The organism is Arcicella sp. GW822-FHT02H01 (assembly GCF_058802005.1).
Genome location: NZ_JBXANT010000001.1, coordinates 556,695 through 577,588 on the forward strand (window position 1 = coordinate 556,695; position 20,894 = coordinate 577,588).

General features: G+C 36.1%; 13 protein-coding genes and 1 pseudogene. 13 read left to right on the forward strand and 1 reads right to left on the reverse strand.

Annotated elements, in window-relative coordinates:
• Nucleotides 1–68 precede the first annotated feature (68 nt).
• From fsa to AC1RNE_RS02475, 4 genes are all read left to right on the forward strand, one after another.
• A complete protein-coding gene (gene fsa / locus AC1RNE_RS02460) occupies nucleotides 69–728 on the forward strand; it encodes a fructose-6-phosphate aldolase (RefSeq protein WP_492799461.1) in 660 nt (219 codons plus the stop codon).
• A gap of 211 nt (nucleotides 729–939) precedes the next feature.
• Nucleotides 940–2,091, forward strand: a complete 1,152-nt coding sequence (locus AC1RNE_RS02465; protein ID WP_492799462.1) for an aldose epimerase family protein — start codon at nucleotides 940–942, stop codon at nucleotides 2,089–2,091.
• A 188-nt stretch (nucleotides 2,092–2,279) separates the two neighbouring features.
• Complete coding sequence (locus AC1RNE_RS02470) at nucleotides 2,280–2,735, forward strand: hypothetical protein (RefSeq protein WP_492799463.1); 456 nt, start codon at nucleotides 2,280–2,282, stop codon at nucleotides 2,733–2,735.
• Between the two features lie 273 nt (nucleotides 2,736–3,008).
• On the forward strand, nucleotides 3,009–4,904 hold the full coding sequence (locus tag AC1RNE_RS02475) for a peptidase U32 family protein (RefSeq protein WP_492799464.1): 1,896 nt from the start codon (nucleotides 3,009–3,011) through the stop codon (nucleotides 4,902–4,904).
• Between the two features lie 86 nt (nucleotides 4,905–4,990).
• Here AC1RNE_RS02475 and AC1RNE_RS02480 read toward each other — a convergent pair whose 3' ends face one another.
• A complete protein-coding gene (locus tag AC1RNE_RS02480) occupies nucleotides 4,991–5,581 on the reverse strand; it encodes an RNA polymerase sigma factor (protein WP_323246996.1) in 591 nt (196 codons plus the stop codon).
• 295 nt (nucleotides 5,582–5,876) lie between these two features.
• Between AC1RNE_RS02480 and AC1RNE_RS02485 the strand changes: the two genes are divergently transcribed.
• The 9 genes and pseudogenes from AC1RNE_RS02485 (at nucleotide 5,877) to AC1RNE_RS02525 (ending at nucleotide 20,892) form a co-directional block, all read left to right on the forward strand.
• Nucleotides 5,877–6,920, forward strand: a complete 1,044-nt coding sequence (locus AC1RNE_RS02485; RefSeq protein WP_492799465.1) for a FecR family protein — start codon at nucleotides 5,877–5,879, stop codon at nucleotides 6,918–6,920.
• Nucleotides 6,921–7,320: 400 nt separating this feature from the next.
• Complete coding sequence (locus AC1RNE_RS02490; protein ID WP_492799466.1) at nucleotides 7,321–10,533, forward strand: SusC/RagA family TonB-linked outer membrane protein; 3,213 nt, start codon at nucleotides 7,321–7,323, stop codon at nucleotides 10,531–10,533.
• Nucleotides 10,534–10,557: 24 nt separating this feature from the next.
• The gene (locus AC1RNE_RS02495; protein ID WP_492799467.1) at nucleotides 10,558–12,102 is read left to right on the forward strand and encodes a RagB/SusD family nutrient uptake outer membrane protein; all 1,545 of its coding nucleotides are present in this window, start codon (nucleotides 10,558–10,560) and stop codon (nucleotides 12,100–12,102) included.
• 81 nt (nucleotides 12,103–12,183) lie between these two features.
• Nucleotides 12,184–13,653, forward strand: a complete 1,470-nt coding sequence (locus tag AC1RNE_RS02500; protein ID WP_492799468.1) for an arabinan endo-1,5-alpha-L-arabinosidase — start codon at nucleotides 12,184–12,186, stop codon at nucleotides 13,651–13,653.
• 29 nt (nucleotides 13,654–13,682) lie between these two features.
• Entirely contained in the window at nucleotides 13,683–14,651 is a 969-nt protein-coding gene (locus AC1RNE_RS02505) for a glycoside hydrolase family 43 protein (RefSeq protein WP_492799469.1), read from the forward strand.
• A gap of 29 nt (nucleotides 14,652–14,680) precedes the next feature.
• Complete coding sequence (locus AC1RNE_RS02510; protein ID WP_492799470.1) at nucleotides 14,681–15,541, forward strand: hypothetical protein; 861 nt, start codon at nucleotides 14,681–14,683, stop codon at nucleotides 15,539–15,541.
• 15 nt (nucleotides 15,542–15,556) lie between these two features.
• Nucleotides 15,557–16,810: pseudogene (locus AC1RNE_RS02515) on the forward strand (alpha-L-arabinofuranosidase family protein); the annotation flags it as partial.
• Between the two features lie 60 nt (nucleotides 16,811–16,870).
• On the forward strand, nucleotides 16,871–18,844 hold the full coding sequence (locus tag AC1RNE_RS02520) for an alpha-L-arabinofuranosidase family protein (RefSeq protein WP_492799471.1): 1,974 nt from the start codon (nucleotides 16,871–16,873) through the stop codon (nucleotides 18,842–18,844).
• 128 nt (nucleotides 18,845–18,972) lie between these two features.
• Nucleotides 18,973–20,892, forward strand: a complete 1,920-nt coding sequence (locus tag AC1RNE_RS02525) for a glycoside hydrolase family 97 protein (protein WP_492799472.1) — start codon at nucleotides 18,973–18,975, stop codon at nucleotides 20,890–20,892.
• Nucleotides 20,893–20,894 lie beyond the last annotated feature (2 nt).

The following is a 20,894-nucleotide window of genomic DNA, read 5'->3' on the forward strand; positions in this document are numbered from 1 at the left end:
AACCATTTATTTACTAGTAATTTCAATAATCAATTGACAACCTTGCGAAAGCACTAAAACACAAGCAAATGAAATTTTTTATCGATACAGCAAACCTTGCTGAAATTCAAGAAGCATACGATTTAGGTATTTTAGATGGCGTAACTACCAATCCATCTTTAATGGCTAAAGAAAATATCAGTGGACATGAAAACGTAATCAATCATTACAAAGCAATTTGTGATATTGTTGACGGAGATATTTCTGCGGAGGTAATCGCTACTGATTATGATGGAATGATTGCTGAAGGCCTTGCCTTGGCAGCACTTCACCCAAATATTGTAGTAAAAATTCCGATGATTAAAGATGGTATCAAAGCTATCAAATATTTTTCAAGCGTAGGGATTAAAACTAACTGTACCCTAATCTTCTCGGCTGGACAAGCGTTATTAGCAGCTAAAGCTGGTGCTACTTATGTTTCTCCATTCGTAGGTCGTTTAGATGATATTTCAATGGACGGTATTAAATTAATCGAGCAAATCCGATTGATTTTTGATAACTATGGCTTTGAAACTGAAATCTTAGCGGCTTCTGTTCGTAATCCAATCCACATTTTGAAATGTGCTGAGTTGGGTTCAGATGTAGTTACTTGTCCGTTAAGTGCTATACTCGCCTTATTGAACCATCCATTAACAGATAGCGGTTTGGCTAAATTCTTAGCTGACCATAAGAAATCTGCTGGTTTGTAATATTGTCCCTATTTATTTCGGTCATTAGCAGTTCGATGTATCAAACTGTTGATGACCGATTTTGAATATAGAATGATACAAGAAGCATTATATTTCGGAAGGATTCAATTTATGTTTGCAATAAAATTGCCCTAATCGTCATTATTCATTACAGTTTTGTGTATTATTTACCATACTTTTAATCAAAATAACTCAAAAACAATATTTAACAATGAAAAAACAAGTAAAAACAGCTGCTGTTTTGTTCTTATTAGCTTGTGTTAGTATGACATCTTGCGATACCTCAAAAAAAGAAAACAACAATAATATGATTGAAAAAGTAAGCTTTGGGAAACTCCCAGACGGACAAGAAACAGAACTTTATACCTTGAAAAATGCTGCTGGTATGGAAGTAAAAATTTCAAATTTTGGAGGAACAGTTGTTTCATGGACAGCCCCTAACAAAAAAGGTGAATTTGAAGATGTGATTCTTGGCTGTGATTCAGTTGCTGGTTATGTAAAAGGTGTTCCATATTTTGGGGCTTTAATCGGGAGATATGGCAACAGAATTGCCAATGGTAAATTCACCCTTGAAGGCAAAGCTTATTCTTTAGCACAAAACAATGGCGTAAATGCTTTACATGGTGGCTTAAAAGGTTTTGATAAAGTACTTTGGACAGCTACACCAATTGAAGGTGAAGAACCAGGCTTGAAATTGACTTACACCGCGAAAGATGGCGAAGAAGGATATCCAGGCAATTTGTCAGTAGAAGTAGTATATACGTTACAAAAAGATAATTCTTTAAAGATTGATTATAAGGCAACTACTGATAAAACAACCGTTATTAACCTAACAAACCATACTTATTTCAACTTGAATGGTAATTTAGATAGTGATATTTTAAGCCATGAAGTAACGTTGAATGCTGACAAATTCCTTCCAGTAGATAAGACGTTAATTCCTACAGGTGAATTAAAACCAGTTGCAGGTAATGTGTTCGATTTCTTGAAGTCTAAGAAAATCAGTGCAGGTATCAACGATACGACAGATACACAAATTAAATTTGGTGGCGGTTATGACCATTGCTGGGTGTTGACAGATTCTACTAAAACGTTGAAATCTGCGGCAACAGTTTATGAACCAACGAGTGGTAGAGTATTAGAAGTATTGACGACTGAACCAGCGATTCAATTCTATACAGGTAATTTCTTGGACGGTACTATCAAAGGGAAAAACGGTATTATTTACAAACACCGTTCAGGATTGTGTCTTGAAACACAACACTATCCAGATTCTCCAAACCAAGCTGCTTTCCCAAGCACAGTATTGAAACCAAACGAAACGTATCAAACTACTACAGTTTATAAGTTTTCGGTGAAATAAATACCATTAATCGGTATCATTTGTATCTTCTTAAAATCCCCAAGGCTGAAATTTCATTTGGCTTTGGGGATTTTTGGTTTTGGAGGTTTGCAAATTATTATCCAGAGATTCTTATTTATTAAAATTAAGCCTCAATTTTTTTCATTAATTTAGTTCTAAAACAAACGCTGAGCTAAAACCCATAAGTAATGAAAACAACGACTAAATTCTTTTATTGGATTCACCTCTTTTTGCTAGGGTTTCTTGCTTTAGGGGCTCTCGGCGGAGGATTTACTTTAATTATTTCTCCAAATGGTAAGTTGATAGGCATGCCACTATCTATGTTAGCACAATCGCCCTTTAATAATTTTCTAGTGCCAGGAATCATACTTTTTGTTGTTTTAGGGGTATTCCCAGCTTTACTGATAGTGGGATTAATCAAAAAAACAGCATCTAATCTTGCTGAGCAATTTAATTTCTTTACCGACATACATTGGACTTGGACATACAGCATTTACATAGCTTTTGCGTTGATAATTTGGTTACAGGTTCAAATGATGTTTTTAAATGCCGTTGGCTGGTTACATACTTTCTATATGTTTTTAGCCATTACTATTATCTACGTTGCATTGCTTCCTCAAGTAAGAAATAATTATAAAAAATGAAGTCAATTAATATTCTTTCATCGTTATGAATACCAATAAATGGTTGATAATGGTATAATATTATGAATATGCATTATCAATATCCTCAATTACATCGTAATTATTAGCAATATGTCTTATACTTTATTAAGTATTTCCTAATTTTGTAGTTTGTATCAAAAAGAGGCATAATCATTGCAAGAATACTGATTACAAAAGTCGTCTCAGAAGTTTTATTAGTCGATTAACGAAATAAACTCTGAGGATATCGATGAAAAAGAAATACATAATTAGATGAAAAAGAAAATAGAAATTCTCGCACCCGCCAAAAACTTGGTTCAAGGTATGGCCGCTATTAATGCTGGTGCAGATGCTGTATATATTGGGGCTCCACAGTTCGGGGCTCGTACTAATGCTACCAATTCGTTAGAGGATATCGCCGAAATGGTTAAATATGCCCATCTTTTTAAAGCTCAAGTGTTTGTCGTTATCAATACCATTTTATATGATAATGAATTAGACTTGTGCAAAAAGCTAATTTATCAATTATATGATATTGGTGTTGATGCCTTGATTGTTCAAGATATGGCCATTATGGAAATGGACTTACCTCCTATCGTAATCCATGCTAGTACGCAAGCCAATAACAGAGATGCCAAGCATGTTAAATTCTTGAAAGATGCAGGAATGAAACGGGCTGTGTTGGCAAGAGAATTAAATTTAGATCAGGTTCGTGAAATCAGCGAGGCTACTGATATTGAACTGGAATTCTTTGTTTCTGGTGCCCTTTGCGTGTCATTCAGTGGTAATTGTTATATGAGTATTGCGGGTGGTGAACGTAGTGCTAACAGAGGTTCGTGTGCTCAAAACTGCCGTCTTCCTTATCAGCTGATTGATGGCACGGGCAAAACATTAATTGCTAATAGCCACTTATTATCGATTAAAGATTTAGACCTAAGCGACCAATTACCTAATTTAATTGACGCAGGTGTTACATCTTTTAAAATAGAAGGACGTTTAAAAGATATTGTGTATGTTAAAAACAACACGTCTTTTTTACGCAAGAAATTAGATGCCTTTTTAGAACAAAATACTGATAAATATCAAAAAGCTTCGTCGGGTAGAACATTCTATAATTTCGAACCAGAAATGGATAGAAGTTTTAACAGAGGTTATACCGACTATTTTGTAAACAAACGCAAAGAGAAAATCGGTAACTGGGAAAGTCCTAAATCACAAGGGCAATTGATTGGCAAATTGCTTGAAATAAAGGCAAATGGCTATGTCATTGAAAATTATGAGAAGCTAAACAATGGCGATGGACTGTATTTTATCAATGAACAAGGAGAAGCAGACGGCGCACAAATCAATATTATTGTTGGTAATGTAGTAGTGCCTAATACCTTTAAACCTCTGTCAGTAGGAACAGTCATTTATAGAAATTCAGACGCTGAATTTAACAAAATGGTTGAAAAAGAAAACAGTGCTGTTCGGAAAATTGGTGTTTCATTACGCTTTACTGAAACGGTTGATGGATTCCAATTGTTGGCAGTGGATGAAGATGGTCATCAGTGTAGTTTGACCTTGGAAACTGCCAAAGAATTAGCAAAGAGTCAGGAGTCAGTGATTCCTAACATTAAAAAGAACCTTGCTAAAACAGGAAATACGCCTTTTATAGTGGATGAAATTGAAGTTGAGTTTTCAAACAACTGGTTTTTACCGATTTCAAAAGTTAACGAAGTTAGAAGAGAAGTATTAGAACAATTGGTTGATATTCGCGTAAAGGAATATCATAGAGAAGAGTTCCAGATTACTAAAACAGACCACCCTTACCCTGTTCAGAAGCTTGACTTCATGTATAATGTTTCAAACCGTTTGGCGAGAGCATTTTACAAAAGACATGGCGTTACGGAAATTGAAAAAGCCTTTGAATTGCAATGGGACCCTGGAAAAGCGCGTGTAATGACTACTAAGTATTGCGTAAAATATGAGTTAGGAAAATGTGCTAGATTTCAAAGGGATACCATGGGCGAAAAGTTGGTAGAACCACTTACGTTAAAACATGGCGAAAATGAATATAAATTGAAATTTAATTGTAAGCCTTGTGAAATGGAGATTTGGGAAAAAGATGCTGAGCTAGAATTTGAAGACGAAGATGAACAATTAGGATATGTTAATTACAGACACTAAGGTTTGAAGAAAGTATAAACCCCAATGGAATTAATTCCCTTGGGGGTTTTTTATGGTTATAAATATAGCTTATTTCAAATATCTGTTTAGCCCACCAAAGGATATTCCCAAGGGTACGAATATTTTTCTCCAACATTAAAAATCTCCTGTAGTGAATCCAAAGCTCTATAGATTAATGCCCTTGCAGATTTTACTTTAGTCATTTCCATGATTTTTGCTATTTCTTCATAACTCACATCTTCATAGAAATACAACAAAATAGCTTCTCTTTGTTTTACTGGCAATTTATTAAAGGCCTCTTGTAAAAGCTGACCTGATTGGTCAAGGCAAAGTTCTCTTAATATATCCGAATCAGCAGCGAAATCAATCTGAAAATCTCCTCCAAAATTATTCAAGCTCGAGAACCTATCTTCATGCTTTACCTTACGCACTAGCTTGTTACGTAAACTCGCCAATAAATAAAATTTGATAGAAGTAGTATCCCCTAATCGCTCACGACTTTGAATTAATTCACAAAATAATTCTTGGACTGCATCTCTTACCAAATCGCTATCACTCGTAAACTGACGACCATAATTATACAATACATTCACGTATTGGCTATAAATTGTCTCTAACGCAGAATCACTTCCATGTAGAAACTCATTCCAAAGCTGGCTGTCAGATACTTCTTTCATCTATTAATGTTCGTTGAGCTTTTGAAAATCTTGTGTCAGAATGACACAATTGCACACAAAGATAATAAAATATTTAGAAAACCAACAAATTGTATAAAAAAAATAAAAACTTTTACTTTTCTATGTACAAATGTCTTTAATTACAGAATATCATTAAATAATTAAAAATATTATCAAAGTTAACCTCCTAGTTTTCAATGAATTATTCAATTTATTCACTATAAATTTATTTTTTATTGATTTTACTATGGTCATCATCACACAATTTGTCTTTATTAATTGAAAACCTACATATATGTACTCCAACATTGAACGCATAAAAGATTTACTTGAAGACCCCACGTTTGTGAATTGGGTTAGACAACCCAATGACCAACTTAATGAACATTGGCTAAAATGGGCTGAAGCAAATCCTGATAGAAAAAGTGATTTATTACTTGCCAAGCAATTTGTAAACTCTTTACAATACAAAAATGAGTTTCATCTTGAAGAGGCAGATAAAAATAAAATGTTTGAGCGAATCAAGGCCTTCAAACAAGATAAAGAAGAAGTAGAAAGAAGTGGAATCAAAAAGGTAAAATTCCGTAAAACTTTATTCGGTTTTTCAGCAGCAGCCTCCGTAATAATGGCCTTTATTGGTAGTATTTATTGGTCTGGTAACGACCAGCCCGCTCCTTTCACGATTACTCATTCAGGCAATAACGTTGAAGTAGCCACTACTTATAAAGGACAAAGGACTAAAGTAATTCTACCAGACGGCAGTATTGTTCATTTAAATGCAGGAAGTAGCCTTAGTTATCCAGTAGCTTTCAGCAAGACCAACAGGATAGTTGAATTGGTTGGAGAAGGTTTTTTTGAGGTTGTAAAAAATAAAAAGAAGCCATTCATCGTAGAAACGGGCAAAGTTAAAACCCAAGTATTAGGGACATCTTTCAATGTACGTGCCTACGCTAATGAAAAAATAGTACAAGTGGCGGTTGTAACAGGAAAGGTGAAAATGGAAGAAAAACTATCTGGCAATGCCCAATACCTTACTCCTAACGAAATGGGAACATTGGATAATTCTTCAGTAATACACAAAGATAAAGTAGATCTCGAAAAAGCTACAAGCTGGAAAAAGGGAGTGTTGATGTTCGACGGGGATAATTTTACAGATGTATTTACAAAATTAGAAATATGGTATGGTGTAAATATTATCGTTCTGCCCAATGTTGAGCTAAAAGGACACTATAGTGGTGAATTTCAACAAGAAAGCTTAGAAAACATCATGCAAGGTATTTCGTTTACTTCGGGTTTCAAATATGAAATTGCAGGTAAAACAATCCTTATTCACAATTGAATTACTTAACCACTCTATCATACTTTACCATTTAATTATTAACTAAACAAAACCCATCTAATTATGATGAATATAAAAAATTCTGATAACACTAGCTAAGGGTTTGAATTGTATAAGGTTGTGAAGACTGTTTTCTGCAAAAAAATAGACCCACAACCACTATACAAAGTAAAACCTTTCAAAAAATATCCTAAAAATTGGCGTTTGGAGGATAAGGATTAAAAGTATTTAGTATTCAAAATACAATAACAAATTTATGAAAATTCATTTACTACCAAGTATACGACGTTCAAAATATCTTTTTGTCGCAATATTTTTGCTGCTTTTGAACGTAATCGGGTCTATTCACGCTCAAGCAAATAGCTTTGATGAAACCAGATTGACTCTAAGAGTCGATAAAATGAACATTTTGCAAGTTTTTAAAGAGATAGAAAAGAAGACAGCTTATAAATTTACGTACAACGATGCCTTTTTAAACGACAAAATGCGCATAACGATGAGTATGGAAAATCGTTCGTTGACAGAAATTCTTGCTTTTCTATCAAAAGAAGTGAATTTGGAGTTTAAACAAGTAAAAAAACATATACATGTAATTGCTTCTAACGATAAGAAAACTAGTTTTTTAGGAGGAGAATCCGTTCAATCAATCAAAGTTGCAGGATTTCCAGTAAAAGGGAAAGTAACTAGTAGTGAAAATGCCGAGGGTATTCCAGGAGCAAGCGTTTTAATTAAAGGTACAAACAGAGGAACTGTAACAAATGCTTTAGGGGAATTTTCAATGGAAGTTGACAATGAATCTACTGTGCTAGTTTTTAGTTCGATTGGTTATGTTTCAAAAGAGATTTCAGTCGCTGGTCGTAAACTAATTAATATCAGTTTATCATCTGATGTAAAAGCTCTTGACGAAGTGGTTGTCGTAGGTTATGGTACTCAGAAAGCAAAAGATTTAACAGGTTCTGTTGGGATTGTAAAGATTGAAGATGCTAAGAAAACAGCTTCTTATGATGTAGCAAAACTATTACAAGGACAAGTTCCGGGAGTAACAGTACAAAGCTCGGGCGAGCCAGGCGGTTTTGTAAATATCAAAATTCGTGGTATTGGTTCATTGACTAACAATAACCCATTATTTGTAATTGATGGTGTGCTAGTGGATAGTCCTTTTGACTTTTCAACCAATGATATTGAATCAATCTCTGTGTTGAAAGATGCTTCTGCGGGTGCTATCTATGGTTCAAGAGGGATGAATGGTGTGGTAATCATTACGACTAAAAAAGGAAAAGCAGGGCCATTAAAAGTAGATTATAATGCATATGCTGGCGTACAGAATATTGCTAAAACTATTTCAGTAATGGATAGAGTAGGTTATCAAAATGTTGTTAGTGCCGCAGAATTGAATGCTGGCTTAACCATTGCCCCTGCTAACGACCCTTCAAATCCTGCTTATATCAGCAATGTAAATACAAACTGGCAAAAAGAAGGTTTGAAAACTGGTTATATCCAAGACCATAATTTAAGCCTATCGGGTGGTTCTGAAACCATCAAAGCAAGCGCTTCACTAGGCTTCTTTAATAACAGTTCAACTGTTACTGGTCCGCAGAACTACAAACGTTATACTTTCAACGGTAATATTTCTGGTAAAAAGGGTATTTTCTCTTTCGGTGCTAAAATTGCCTATACAAATTCAGAAAAGATTGGTGCTGAAAATACCCGTGAACACGCTGTTTTTGGTGGAGCAGTAACGAGTTTATTAACTGCCATTCCTACGATGTCTGTATACGACCCAAATCGTTTAGGAGGTTTCGGTGGTGCAGATAAAAACACACAAAGAGCCATTACGCTAAACGTAATCGGAATGAACTCTTTGCTAAAAGGAACTGATACGCGTAATAGATTCTTAGGTTCTGTTTTTGGAGAATTAGAATTGTTGAAAAACTTGAAATACAAACTTCAATTAAGTGCTGACCGCATTGATACACGATATTTATACTTTGAACCAAAGTATGACTTAGGTTTTTATTACCTAACGCCTAATGCTTATTTATATGAAAAAAGAGAAAGCAACTTTACAACTTTAGCTGAGAATACACTTAACTATACTGTTGAAGTCGGAAAACATAGAATTGAAGCATTAGCAGGTTATACTTTTCAGCAAAGTGCTTATTCAAGAACAGAAGCTAGTGCTAAAGGCTTGACAGAACCTTATGTATTAAACATGAATACTGCTGTTAATACAGCCAATGGTAAAAGCGTGACAGGATGGGATGCAAACTCTTCATTAAGCTCTATTTTAGGTAGAATAAACTATAATTACGCTGATAAATACTTATTAACAGTAAATTATCGTCGTGATGGTTCGTCTAAATTCAGACCTGAAAATCGTTATGGCAACTTTTCATCTGTAGGGTTAGCTTGGAATGTACATAATGATATTGAGCTACCTGAATTTATCAACTCATTTAAAATAAGAGGTGGTTACGGTACATTAGGAAACCAAAATGTAGGAGATTACTTGACTGATACGTACATCAATACCAATGCTGGGTATGTTTTTGGCGGAGTATTAGCTCCTGGTGCAATCAGAACACAGGTGGTTGACCCTTCTATCAGATGGGAAAGCAAACGTACTAGCAACGTAGCCATGGAATTTGGTTTCTTAAAAGACCGTATGTCTTTCTCTGTTGAATATTTTGATAACCGCTCTTATGATGTATTGGCTAACATTCCAATTCCAACATCAGTAGGTGCCACGAATGGTTCTATTTTGACAAATGCCGCTTCATTAAGCAATTCGGGTATTGAATTCACTGCGGGCTATCGTGAACAAACTGGTGACTTTAAATATGCTGTTTCTGCTAACTTCCACACACTTTCAAACAAAGTGTTAGCACTAGGTGGTACTAATAATCCTATCTATGGAGCAGCTAGTAAAACTGAGGTTGGTCAACCAATTGGTCAAATTTTTGGATATGTTTCTGAAGGAATTTTCCAAAATGCTGATGATTTAAAAAACCACGCAACACAAACGAATGCAGCTCCTGGTGATGTAAAATTCAAAGATTTGAATGGTGATGGCGTAATTACTTCAGATGACCGTACTTATTTAGGAAATACCATTCCTACTTTTTATTTCGGTGCAAACTTCAATGCTGCCTATAAAAACTTTGACTTCTCGTGTTTCTTCCAAGGAAGTGGAGGCAATAAAATCTATAATGGAATGTACCGTGATTTGATGGGCTTGCAATATAGTAATGGCTCGACGGATGCTTTGAATTACTGGACACCAACAAACACGAATACCAATGTGCCAAGACCAATCATCGGTGACCCTAACTCAAATGGTAGAGACTCTGACAGATTTGTTGAAAATGGTACTTATGTAAGATTACAGAATGCTCAGTTAGGTTATACGTTACCAACTTCAATCGTGAATAAACTAAAAGTGAGCAAAGTAAGATTGTATGTTTCAGGACAAAACCTTTTCTTGATTTCTGGCTTCAAAGGCTTTGAACCTGATTTTATGGGCGAGAGTGATGGCTTATTTAGTAGAGGTTATTACAATGGCTCATACCCTAATCCAAGAGCTATTTTGCTGGGCTTACAAGTTGGTTTTTAGTTTCACTCAAACGAATTTATTACAATGAAAATATTTAACAAAAAAGTTATCATTGCGCTTTCAGCGACCTTATTGATAGCTACTTCATGCGAAGATAAATTAAATCAGGTTAATCCAAACTCACAAACATCTTCTACTTTTTGGAAGAACCAAGAGGATGCCTTAAAAGGTATTAATTCAGTGTACCTCAGTTTAGCGATTGATGGAAGCTATATGCGCTCGACACCATTATTACTTGATAACCGTGGTGATGATGTAATGAGTAATAGTCCTTGGGATCAAATGTACAATTCTGGAAAATTTGCTTTGAATGCTGGTAATACTGCTATCTACGGCTGGGCATTTGGTGCTTATTACGAAGGTATCTCTAAGGCTAACCAAGTATTAGATTACGTTCCTGGCATTGCGATGGATGCTAACCTTAAAAAACGCATCTTGGGTGAAGCTTACTTCTTACGTGGCTTGTACTTCTATCATTTAGTGAACATGTTTGGGAGTGTAATGTTACCTACGAATTCTGTACAATCGACAAAAGACTTTTTTGTAAAGCAATCAACAGAGGCAGAAGGATGGACACAAGTAATGGAGGATTTCAAGAAAGCTGCTGATATGTTGCCAACTACTTATACAGGTACTGACCTTGGTCGTGCTACTAAGGGAGCTGCTATTGCTTATTTAGGAAAAGCTTATTTAACGAATCATAAATACACTGAAGCTGCGGCTCAGTTTAAAGCAGTGATTGATTTAGGCATTTATGATTTAGTAACTAACTATCGCGATAACTTCACAGAGGCTAATGAGAACAATAAAGAATCTCTTTTTGAAGTTCAATTCGAACGCACAGCTGGTGGTACAGACCTTAACTGGGGTGGTGAACCAATTGCATCATGGGGTAGAGTATCAGCGAGAGCTATTACTTATGGTGCAAATGGCTTAGGCTGGACAGACGTCCAACCAACGCGTTCAGTATTTAATGAGTTCTTGGAAGAAAAAACGGCTGATGGTAAAGATGACCCTCGTTTGGTGGCTACTATGTTTTACAACAAACCAGGTTTCATGGTGTATGGAGTAGAGTTTGCAGTAAGATATGCAGGAAATGCAGGGGCTTTAAATTCATTATACTGTCGTAAATACGAAAATGATGATACTAAAGCCGATGAATTTGACTGGCGTTCGGGTATCAACGAAAGATTGATGCGCTATGCTGATGTACTGATGATGTATGCAGAATGTTTAAATGAAACTGGACAAACAGCAGCAGCTTATCCATTGATTCAAAAAGTAAGAAGTCGTGTTGGATTGCCAAATTTAGCTACTGTAAAACCGAACATGACGCAAGCACAAATGCGTGAGCAGATTGGTCATGAACGCTTATTGGAATTCTGTTTAGAAGGTCACCGATTTGATGATATTCGTCGCTGGGGTTGGTTAAATGATGCTACCAAATTAGCTTGGCTGAAATCAAGAGACCCAGAATTCAATACATTCAAGACTGGTCGTGAATTCTTCCCGATTCCACAAAATGAAATTGATAATAACCCTGGTGTTAAACAAAATTTAAGCTACTAGTCTCTTCTTTATTCCCGCAAGTATTCAAATACTTGCGGGAATAATTTCAAATAACTTCCATTAACCCAACCTATACCACACATGTCACTCTTTAGGAAATCAATATATTTTAGTGTTAGTATGCTATTGTTGTCAGCTTGTAGTGGTGATAAGGCTGAAACAGTTGTTCAACCATTACCTACTACGCCCACTACAAAATTTGACATCAATTCTATCAAAGATAATTATGCCGACATTGCTCCTGCTGCTAATTATCTAAACTGGGGTTGTTATAATGTTCACGACCCTTCTATCATCAAAGACGGAGATACTTATTACTGTTATAATACCGATGTAGCGTATGGCACAGATATTCGTCCCGGTATTCAAATTCGTTCTTCAAAAGATTTAATCGAATGGAAATTTTACGGATGGGTTTTTGACGCCCTTCCTACCAAAGGTTCAGACTATATCAAACAAGCTGGCGGAACACCTTTTAATTCACTTTGGGCTCCGTATGTCATTAAAGTAGGTAGCGAATACCGACTATATTACTCGCTTTCATCAGCCAAACCTCGACTAAGTGCTATTGGTTTAGCCACCTCCTCGTCTCCTACCGGTCCTTGGAAAGAACAAGGCTTAACGGTAGTTTCAAAAGATGATAATACGATACAAACCAACGCTATTGACCCTACAGTACTAATTGACCAACAAGGAAAACATTGGATGTATTATGGCTCTGCTTGGGATGGAATTTATATATTGCAGCTAGACCCTGCGACGGGCTTAGCATTAAGCCCAGGAGATAAAGGCAAACGAATTGCCAATCGTGGCTTTACGAATGGTGTTTACAATGGTAACATAGAAGGCCCTGAAATCATCTATAATAAAGAGCAAAAGAAATATTATTTATTCATTGCCTACGACTGGCTGGCAACAAAATACAATGTACGGGTAGCCAAAGCAGATTCGCCACAAGGTCCTTTTTACGACTATGACGGAAAAGATGTAAACACTAATCAAGACCACGGCCCCATGATTATTGCTCCCTACCAATTTATAGGGCATGCTGGTTGGCAAGGCGTTTCACACTGTGCTGTATTTGAAAACAATGGTCAGTTTTATATTAGTCACCAAGGCCGCCCAGGAAATGATTCAAATTTTATGATTCTTCACAATAGAAAGCTATATTGGACGAAAGATGGCTGGCCTGTGGCTTCACCTGAGCGTTTTGCAGGAGAATTTACGACGGCTATTAAAAGTGAAGACTTAGTAGGCGATTGGGAAAAAATTGTGTTAGACTATAGAATAGTACCAGGCTATGATAAAGAACAAAACCAACCCGACTTTCAATATGCTGTCACTTTAACACTAAATGCCAATGGTACTATCAATAGTGATGCTGCTAGCAAATGGACTTATACTGCTCCGTGGTTAGAATTAAAATGGAGTAATGGTTTTACCGACCAAGTGTATGTAGACCGAGGTCGCGACTGGGAAAACAAAAAAGAAACTATTCTTTTTACAGGTTTAAATAACAAAGGAACCAGTGTTTGGGGTAAGAAAAAATAGTAATTTTTGTATATAAATAAATATAATCCATGAATCGTAAAAACCTTTTAAAACTATTATTTGCAGGCCAATTAATGTTTGCATTTTCGGGAAACGCACAAGTAAAGACTTCTGGGAATCCTATTGTTAAAGACAAGTTCACTGCCGACCCTGCCGCTTTAGTTGATAACGGAACAGTATACGTATATACTGGACATGATGAAGCACCTACACGCGAACAACGCTATGTAATGCACGAATGGCTTTGTTATTCATCTACAGATATGGTTAATTGGAAAGAACACCCAAGCCCGCTTAATGTGAAAAATTTCACTTGGGCAAAAGGTGATGCTTGGGCTTCGCAAGTAATAAAAAAAGGAAATAAATATTATTGGTATGTTGCCGTTGAACATGGAGCAATTCATGGAAAAGCCATTGGTGTGGCAGTTTCTGATAGCCCAACAGGGCCTTTCAAAGATGCAAAAGGGTCGGCCATTATTACAAATGATATGACGACAGATACAAAAATCAGTTGGGACGACATAGACCCTTCTGTATTTATTGATGACGACGGACAGGCTTATCTTTTCTGGGGAAATACTATTTGTTATTATGCCAAATTAAAAGATAACATGATTGACTTGGATGGACCAATTATGAAAGTAAACTTGCCTACTAAATTTACAGAAGCGCCTTGGGTACATAAGCGTAAAGGATGGTATTATTTATCTTACTCTATTGAGTTCCCTGAAAAAACTGTTTATGCGATGAGTAAGAACATCAATGGCCCTTGGGACTTTAAAGGAACTATCAATGAAATTGCAGGAAATTGTAACACCAACCACCATGCTATTATTGACTTCAAGGGTAAATCTTATTTTGTTTATCACAATGGTGCCTTAGTGCCTGATGCTGGCAGTTTCCACCGTTCTGTGTGTATAGACGAACTAAACTATAATAAAAACGGAACGATTAAGCGCATCGTTATGACTAGCGAAGGTGTACCACAAGTTAAATAATGATTTATCATCCGTAAAATCATCATTCATTGAAAAACACATTGTTAAGTTTTATACTGTTTTTACTTTGGGCTGGAAATACACTAGCCCAAAGTAAAAATGCTTTAAAGGATACTGGTACAAAACATTCAATTATCACTTCAATCTCGCCTATCATTGCCAATATTAATCTTCAACAACAAAAACCTGAAATTACAAAATATCATTTCGGTCAGTTCATTGAAAACTTGGGCAATATAGATGTAGGCGATTTGGTAGATGATGGGCTATGGGCAGAAATGATAGACGACCGTAAGTTTTTCTATCCAGTTGATACCATCAAGATTCTTTCGCCCATCAATAAGCGAGACCACATGAATCAGTGGACACCAATAGGGAAAATTGATGCCATAAAAATGGACTCTATCAATCCTTTTGTTGGCAAGCATTCACCAAAAGTATTCACGAGTAATAGTCAGACAAATGGAATTGTTCAATCGGGACTATGGCTACAGAACAATAAAAAATACGTAGGAAGGATTTATTTAGCGGGTACAGCAAATGTAAAAATAACGATAAGCTTAGTATGGGGAGATAAACCCGAACAAAGAAGTATCGTATCAATAGATAACCTAACGGGAGACTACAAAAAATATGATTTAGCATTTATAAGCAAAACAAGTACGACAAACGCAAGAATAGAAATAACAGGCATAGGCGAAGGCATCTTTAGTATTGGAGCGGTTTCATTAATGCCCGAAGATAATATTCAAGGATTCAGAAAAGACGTTATTCAATTACTAAAAGGTTTGCATTCAGGTATTTATCGATGGGGAGGCAACTTTATTTCTGGTTACGACTGGAAAGACGGCATAGGCGACCCAGATAAAAGACCTCCTAGATATGAATAAGCTTGGGAAGGATTAGAAAGCAATGATGTTGGGTCTGAAGAAATCGTCCGTTTTGCTCAATTAATTGATGTTGAAATAGCCTTTACTGTCAACACAGGTTTTGGTGATGCCTCCTCTGCCGCTCAGTGGGTAGAATATATGAATGGGGATGTATATACGAAGATGGGTAAACTTAGAGCCAAAAATGGTTTTGCAAAGCCTTTCAATATAAAGTTTTGGTGCATAGGGAATGAAAGTTACGGCTGGTGGCAGTTGGGACATATAGATTTAAAAAGTCATCTTATCAAGCATAGAATGTTTGTCGAAAAAATGAAAGCCGTTGATTCATCCATTAAAATTGTGGCTTCTGGGGCTTCTATCGATGAAATGACTGTGACTGAAAGTGCCACAAAAGAAACGGGTAAAATCATTGCTGAATATGATTCTCCTGCTGATTGGACTGGTGGAATGCTGAGACAAAACAACAATTATTTTGATTTTGTGAGTGAACATTTTTATTGTTCTGTCACTGAAAGGTTTGATTTAACTACTGGGAAATATATCACAATAGACGAACCTCTGGAAGATTGGACACGACGCCCTGCGAATCGTATCAAAGCCAAAGCCGAACACTATGCAGAATATGCCAAAAGAATTCCTGCTTTGCAACATAAAAGAGCACAGGTTTATTTAGACGAATGGGCATATTATACTAATTGGGTACATCCTATACCCACATTGGGTGTTACGATTGGATACGCTCGTGGATTAAATGAGATTTTTAGGAATACTGATTTAATTAAAATGGTTGGTTTTACCTTTGGTACTTCTTGTATTTCATTCAATGATACTTCGGCAGTTTATAACGCTACTGGTTTATTGTATCAGTTATACGGTTCGCATATAGCCAGTATTCCTGTAGAAATAGATGAAAATTCCCCTCAACCTGCACCCAAATGGACAATTGGAGGCGAACAACCCAACGTAAATGCAGGAAGCAATACTTATCCTTTAGATATGTTTGCCTCACAGAGCAAAGACGGTAAGTTTATTTCGATAGCTATAATAAACCCAACTCTCGCGGAACAAGATTTTGCCATTAAAGTACCTCATGTAAATACCACCAATGAAATAACACATTACTCCTTAACAGGAAATTCAATAGAGGCTAAAAATGTAGTGGGTAAAAAAGAGGAGGTATTTTTGAAAAAAGCCTCTGTCCAGAAAAAAGACCTTATAAAAATTGCGCCTGCAAGTATAAACGTTTATACCTTTGAAGTAGTCAAATAAAACACAACCTGTAAACATTGAAAAATCAAAACTAGTAACAAAAACATAATGAATATATCCATGAAAAAAATCCTTTCTTTAGCAGTAAGCCTTTTTTTACTGACAGAGTCTTTTGCACAAAATCCCGTTATTAACATCCAAGCCACACAACCTGTATCTACTATTCAGCCTACTATGTGGGGTGTATTTTTTGAAGACATTAACATGGGTGCTGACGGAGGTATCTATGCTGAATTAGTTAAAAACCGTTCCTTTGAATTTTTTAAGCCATTGATGGGTTGGAAAATTGAGCGTAAAAAGGCCGAAGAAGGTGATATTATTATTCAGAATCGCCAAGGGAATACCGTTAACCCGAGATTTATCAGCATAAAAGCCAATAATGTTGCTAAAGGTGAACTTGGAATTACCAACGAAGGCTTCAAAGGCATGGGTATTAAAAAAGGACTGAGATATGATTTTTCGGTATTGTACCGTCATCAAAAAGGAACCGTAAAATTGCATGCAGAGTTGATAGATTCAAAAGGTAATACTATTGGCGAAACGACGCTGATTCCTACATCAAACGGACATGAATGGAAAAAAGAAGCCATCAGTTTCAACGCTACTGAAACAGAAGCTAAAGGAAAGTTCAGGATTTGGTTTGAAGGAAATGGCGAAATCGACCTTGATATGATTTCATTGTTCCCTGAAGATACTTGGAAAAAAAGACCTGGTGGAATGCGTGCTGACATGATTCAACTTTTGGCAGATATGAAACCTGGATTCATCCGTTTTCCTGGAGGATGTATTGTAGAAGGCTACGATTTATCACAAAGATATCAATGGAAAAAGACTCTTGGTCCTATTGAAGACAGACAGTTAATCATCAATCGTTGGAATTTTGAATTTGCACATCGCCCTGCTCCAGATTATTATCAAACGTTTGGTTTAGGTTTCTTTGAATATTTTCAATTAGCTGAAGATATTGGTGCTGAACCATTGCCTATCTTGAACTGTGGGATGGCTTGTCAATTTAACACTGCCGAATTAGTACCATTAAGTGAATTAGATTCTTATGTACAAGATGCCTTAGATTTGATTGAATTTGCCAATGCTGAGCCAAATACTAGATGGGGAAAAGTACGTGCAGATATGGGGCATCCAGCACCTTTTGATTTGAAATTCTTAGGAATTGGTAATGAAAACTGGGGTCCACAATATGTAGAACGTTTGAAAATTTTCACAAAGGCTATCAAAGCAAAATATCCAAACATCAAATTAGTAAACAGTTCGGGAACTGACCCTAATGGCGATAGATTTGATTATTTGAACAAAGAGCTACGTGATATGAATGCTGATATTATTGACGAGCATTATTATCGTACACCAGATTGGTTTTTGAAAAATGCTGGACGCTATGATTCTTACGACCGCAATGGAGCAAAAGTATTTGCAGGTGAATATGCTGCACAAAGTGATAAAACAGTAAGTGTAAAAAATGTAAACAACTGGAAATGTGCTTTATCAGAAGCAGCATTTATGACAGGGTTAGAGCGTAATGCACAAGTAGTAAATATGGCATCTTATGCACCGCTTTTCGCCCATGCAGAAGGATGGCAATGGACACCAGATATGATTTGGGTAGATAACCTTCGTTCTTATGGTACGCCAAATTATTATGTACAAAAATTGTATTCTACTAATAAAGGTACGCACGTATTAAATACTTCTGAAAATGGAAAGCCATTAACAGGCCAAGGAGACTTGTATGCCTCTGGTATTTTAGACAAAGCTACCAACGAAGTGATTTTGAAAGTAGCTAACATTTCGGATAAAGAGCAAATTCGTGAAGTGAATCTTGAAGGTATCAAGAAATTTGATGCAAAAGCTAAATTGATTGTATTGAAAAATACTAACCCAGAGGCTTTAAATACTTTTGAAAATGCGACGAATGTAAGTCCTGTAGAAGAGACTATCACGCTTAATCCAAAGAAAAAAATCTCTTTGACATTAGCACCGAATTCGTTTACAGTATTAAGAGTAAAGTTACTATAATATTTAGTTGCTATTAATTAAGGTCGTCTTGTCTAATGAATTACCAACATTAATTCTATACGACAAGACGATTTTTTTTAATTCCATTTCTTAATTTTATTTATCCTAATAAAACATCTTTCCTTACGATGAACCTAAAATCATTTCAAACAATTATTTTTTTACTATTGGCAAGTAGTGCTTTTTCACAGAAAATGTTTAGTCCGAATCATCAAATTACTGTTGATTTTTCAGTGAAAAATCAACAGGCAAACTATTCTGTAAGCTTTCAAGGAAAGCAAGTATTAGAATCGTCTCGCTTAGGACTCATCCGCGAAGATGGTGATTTCACTAAAGGGCTTACACTTTTAGAGACTAAGAAGCCTGTTTTGATAAAAGATAAGTATAGTATCCTTACTACTAAAAAGAGTGTGATTACCTATACTGCTAACCGTCAGGTTTTTAAACTAAAAAATGCACAAGGTAAAAAACTTAATATTATTTTTCAGGTTTCAAACGACGGTGTAGCATTCAGGTATTTTTTTCCTGAAAACACTAGCGACATCAAGAAAATCAGTGAGGAAATTACGTCATTCAATTTTCCAGAAGCTACTAAAGCTTGGCTTCAACCCATGAGTGATGCCCAAACTGGTTGGGAACACTGTCATCCTTCTTATGAAGAGTTTTATCAAAAAAATATCTTAGCAGGTATTATTTCACCTATTAAAGCGGGGTGGGTTTATCCTGCTCTTTTCCAAAGTAATGGCACTTGGGTTTTATTAACCGAAGCTGGTTTAGACGGTACTTATTGTGCTACACGCCTAAGAGCTGAATCGCCTAATAATGAATACAAAATCGGGTTTCCACAAGCACCAGAAGTATTTACAGGAGGCGAGTTGAATCCACAATCTACATTGCCTTGGCTTTCACCTTGGAGAATCATTGCCTTAGGTTCATTGAAAACTATCACAGAATCAACCTTGGGCACAGATTTAGCCAAGCCTGCTATCAAAATGGATACTTCGTTCATTAAAACTGGTAAAGCTTCTTGGAGTTGGATTATCAAAAAAGATGAATCTGTCAATTTTGAAACTACCAAAGACTACATCGATTTTGCGGCCAAAATGCACTGGGAATATTGTTTGATAGATGCCGATTGGGATACTAGAATTGGTTATGACAAAACAAAATGGCTAGCTGATTATGCCAAAACAAAAAATGTAAAACTGTTACTTTGGTATAATTCCGCAGGCGATTGGAACACAGTAAAATATCATCCTAAAGGATTATTGCTGACACATGAAGGAAGAATGAAAGAATTTACCAAAATCAAGGAAATGGGTATTGCAGGGGTAAAAATTGATTTCTTTGGCGGTGATGGACAGTCGATGATTAAGTATTATGTAGATATTTTAGAAGAGGCTGCAAAAGTACAATTATTAGTCAACTTTCATGGTGCTACTTTACCAAGAGGCTGGCACAGAACTTACCCTAATTTAATGACTGCGGAGGCAGTAAAAGGATTTGAGATGGTTACGTTCGACCAAGCGGCGGCTGACGAACAGCCTGCACACTGCACTACTTTGCCTTTTACAAGGAATGCTTTTGACCCAATGGACTTTACGCCGATGAATTTGTACAAAGTGCCTAATATCAAAAGACGAACTACTTCTGCTTTTGAATTAGCCTTATCTGTTGTATTTATTTCAGGTATCCAGCATTTTGCAGAATCACCAGAAGGAATGACACACGTACCTGAATTTGCTCAAAAATTCTTACAAACATTACCAAGCACTTGGGATGAAACACGTTTTATTGATGGATTCCCAGGCAAATTGTTTGTCGTAGCTAGAAAATCAGGTAACAAATGGTACATCGCAGGTATTAATGGTGAAGGAAGCAACAAAGAACTAACGCTTGATTTATCTTTCTTAAAAAATAAAAAAGGACAATTAATCTCTGATGATGAAACCGTTTTATTAAAAGAATCATCATTTGATATTCCTGCAAAGGGACAATACAAAATCTCTTTAAAGCCCAATGGGGGTTTTGTAGGTGTTTTTGAGTAATA

Excerpts from the sequence above, each read along its gene's own strand:
- fsa (WP_492799461.1), top strand. The coding sequence starts at position 69 with ATGAAATTTTTTATCGATACAGCAAACCTTGCTGAAATTCAAGAAGCA.
- AC1RNE_RS02465 (WP_492799462.1), top strand. The coding sequence starts at position 940 with ATGAAAAAACAAGTAAAAACAGCTGCTGTTTTGTTCTTATTAGCTTGT.
- AC1RNE_RS02470 (WP_492799463.1), top strand. The coding sequence starts at position 2,280 with ATGAAAACAACGACTAAATTCTTTTATTGGATTCACCTCTTTTTGCTA.
- AC1RNE_RS02475 (WP_492799464.1), top strand. The coding sequence starts at position 3,009 with ATGAAAAAGAAAATAGAAATTCTCGCACCCGCCAAAAACTTGGTTCAA.
- AC1RNE_RS02480 (WP_323246996.1), bottom strand. The coding sequence starts at position 5,581 with ATGAAAGAAGTATCTGACAGCCAGCTTTGGAATGAGTTTCTACATGGA.
- AC1RNE_RS02485 (WP_492799465.1), top strand. The coding sequence starts at position 5,877 with ATGTACTCCAACATTGAACGCATAAAAGATTTACTTGAAGACCCCACG.
- AC1RNE_RS02490 (WP_492799466.1), top strand. The coding sequence starts at position 7,321 with ATGAACATTTTGCAAGTTTTTAAAGAGATAGAAAAGAAGACAGCTTAT.
- AC1RNE_RS02495 (WP_492799467.1), top strand. The coding sequence starts at position 10,558 with ATGAAAATATTTAACAAAAAAGTTATCATTGCGCTTTCAGCGACCTTA.
- AC1RNE_RS02500 (WP_492799468.1), top strand. The coding sequence starts at position 12,184 with ATGTCACTCTTTAGGAAATCAATATATTTTAGTGTTAGTATGCTATTG.
- AC1RNE_RS02505 (WP_492799469.1), top strand. The coding sequence starts at position 13,683 with ATGAATCGTAAAAACCTTTTAAAACTATTATTTGCAGGCCAATTAATG.
- AC1RNE_RS02520 (WP_492799471.1), top strand. The coding sequence starts at position 16,871 with ATGAAAAAAATCCTTTCTTTAGCAGTAAGCCTTTTTTTACTGACAGAG.
- AC1RNE_RS02525 (WP_492799472.1), top strand. The coding sequence starts at position 18,973 with ATGAACCTAAAATCATTTCAAACAATTATTTTTTTACTATTGGCAAGT.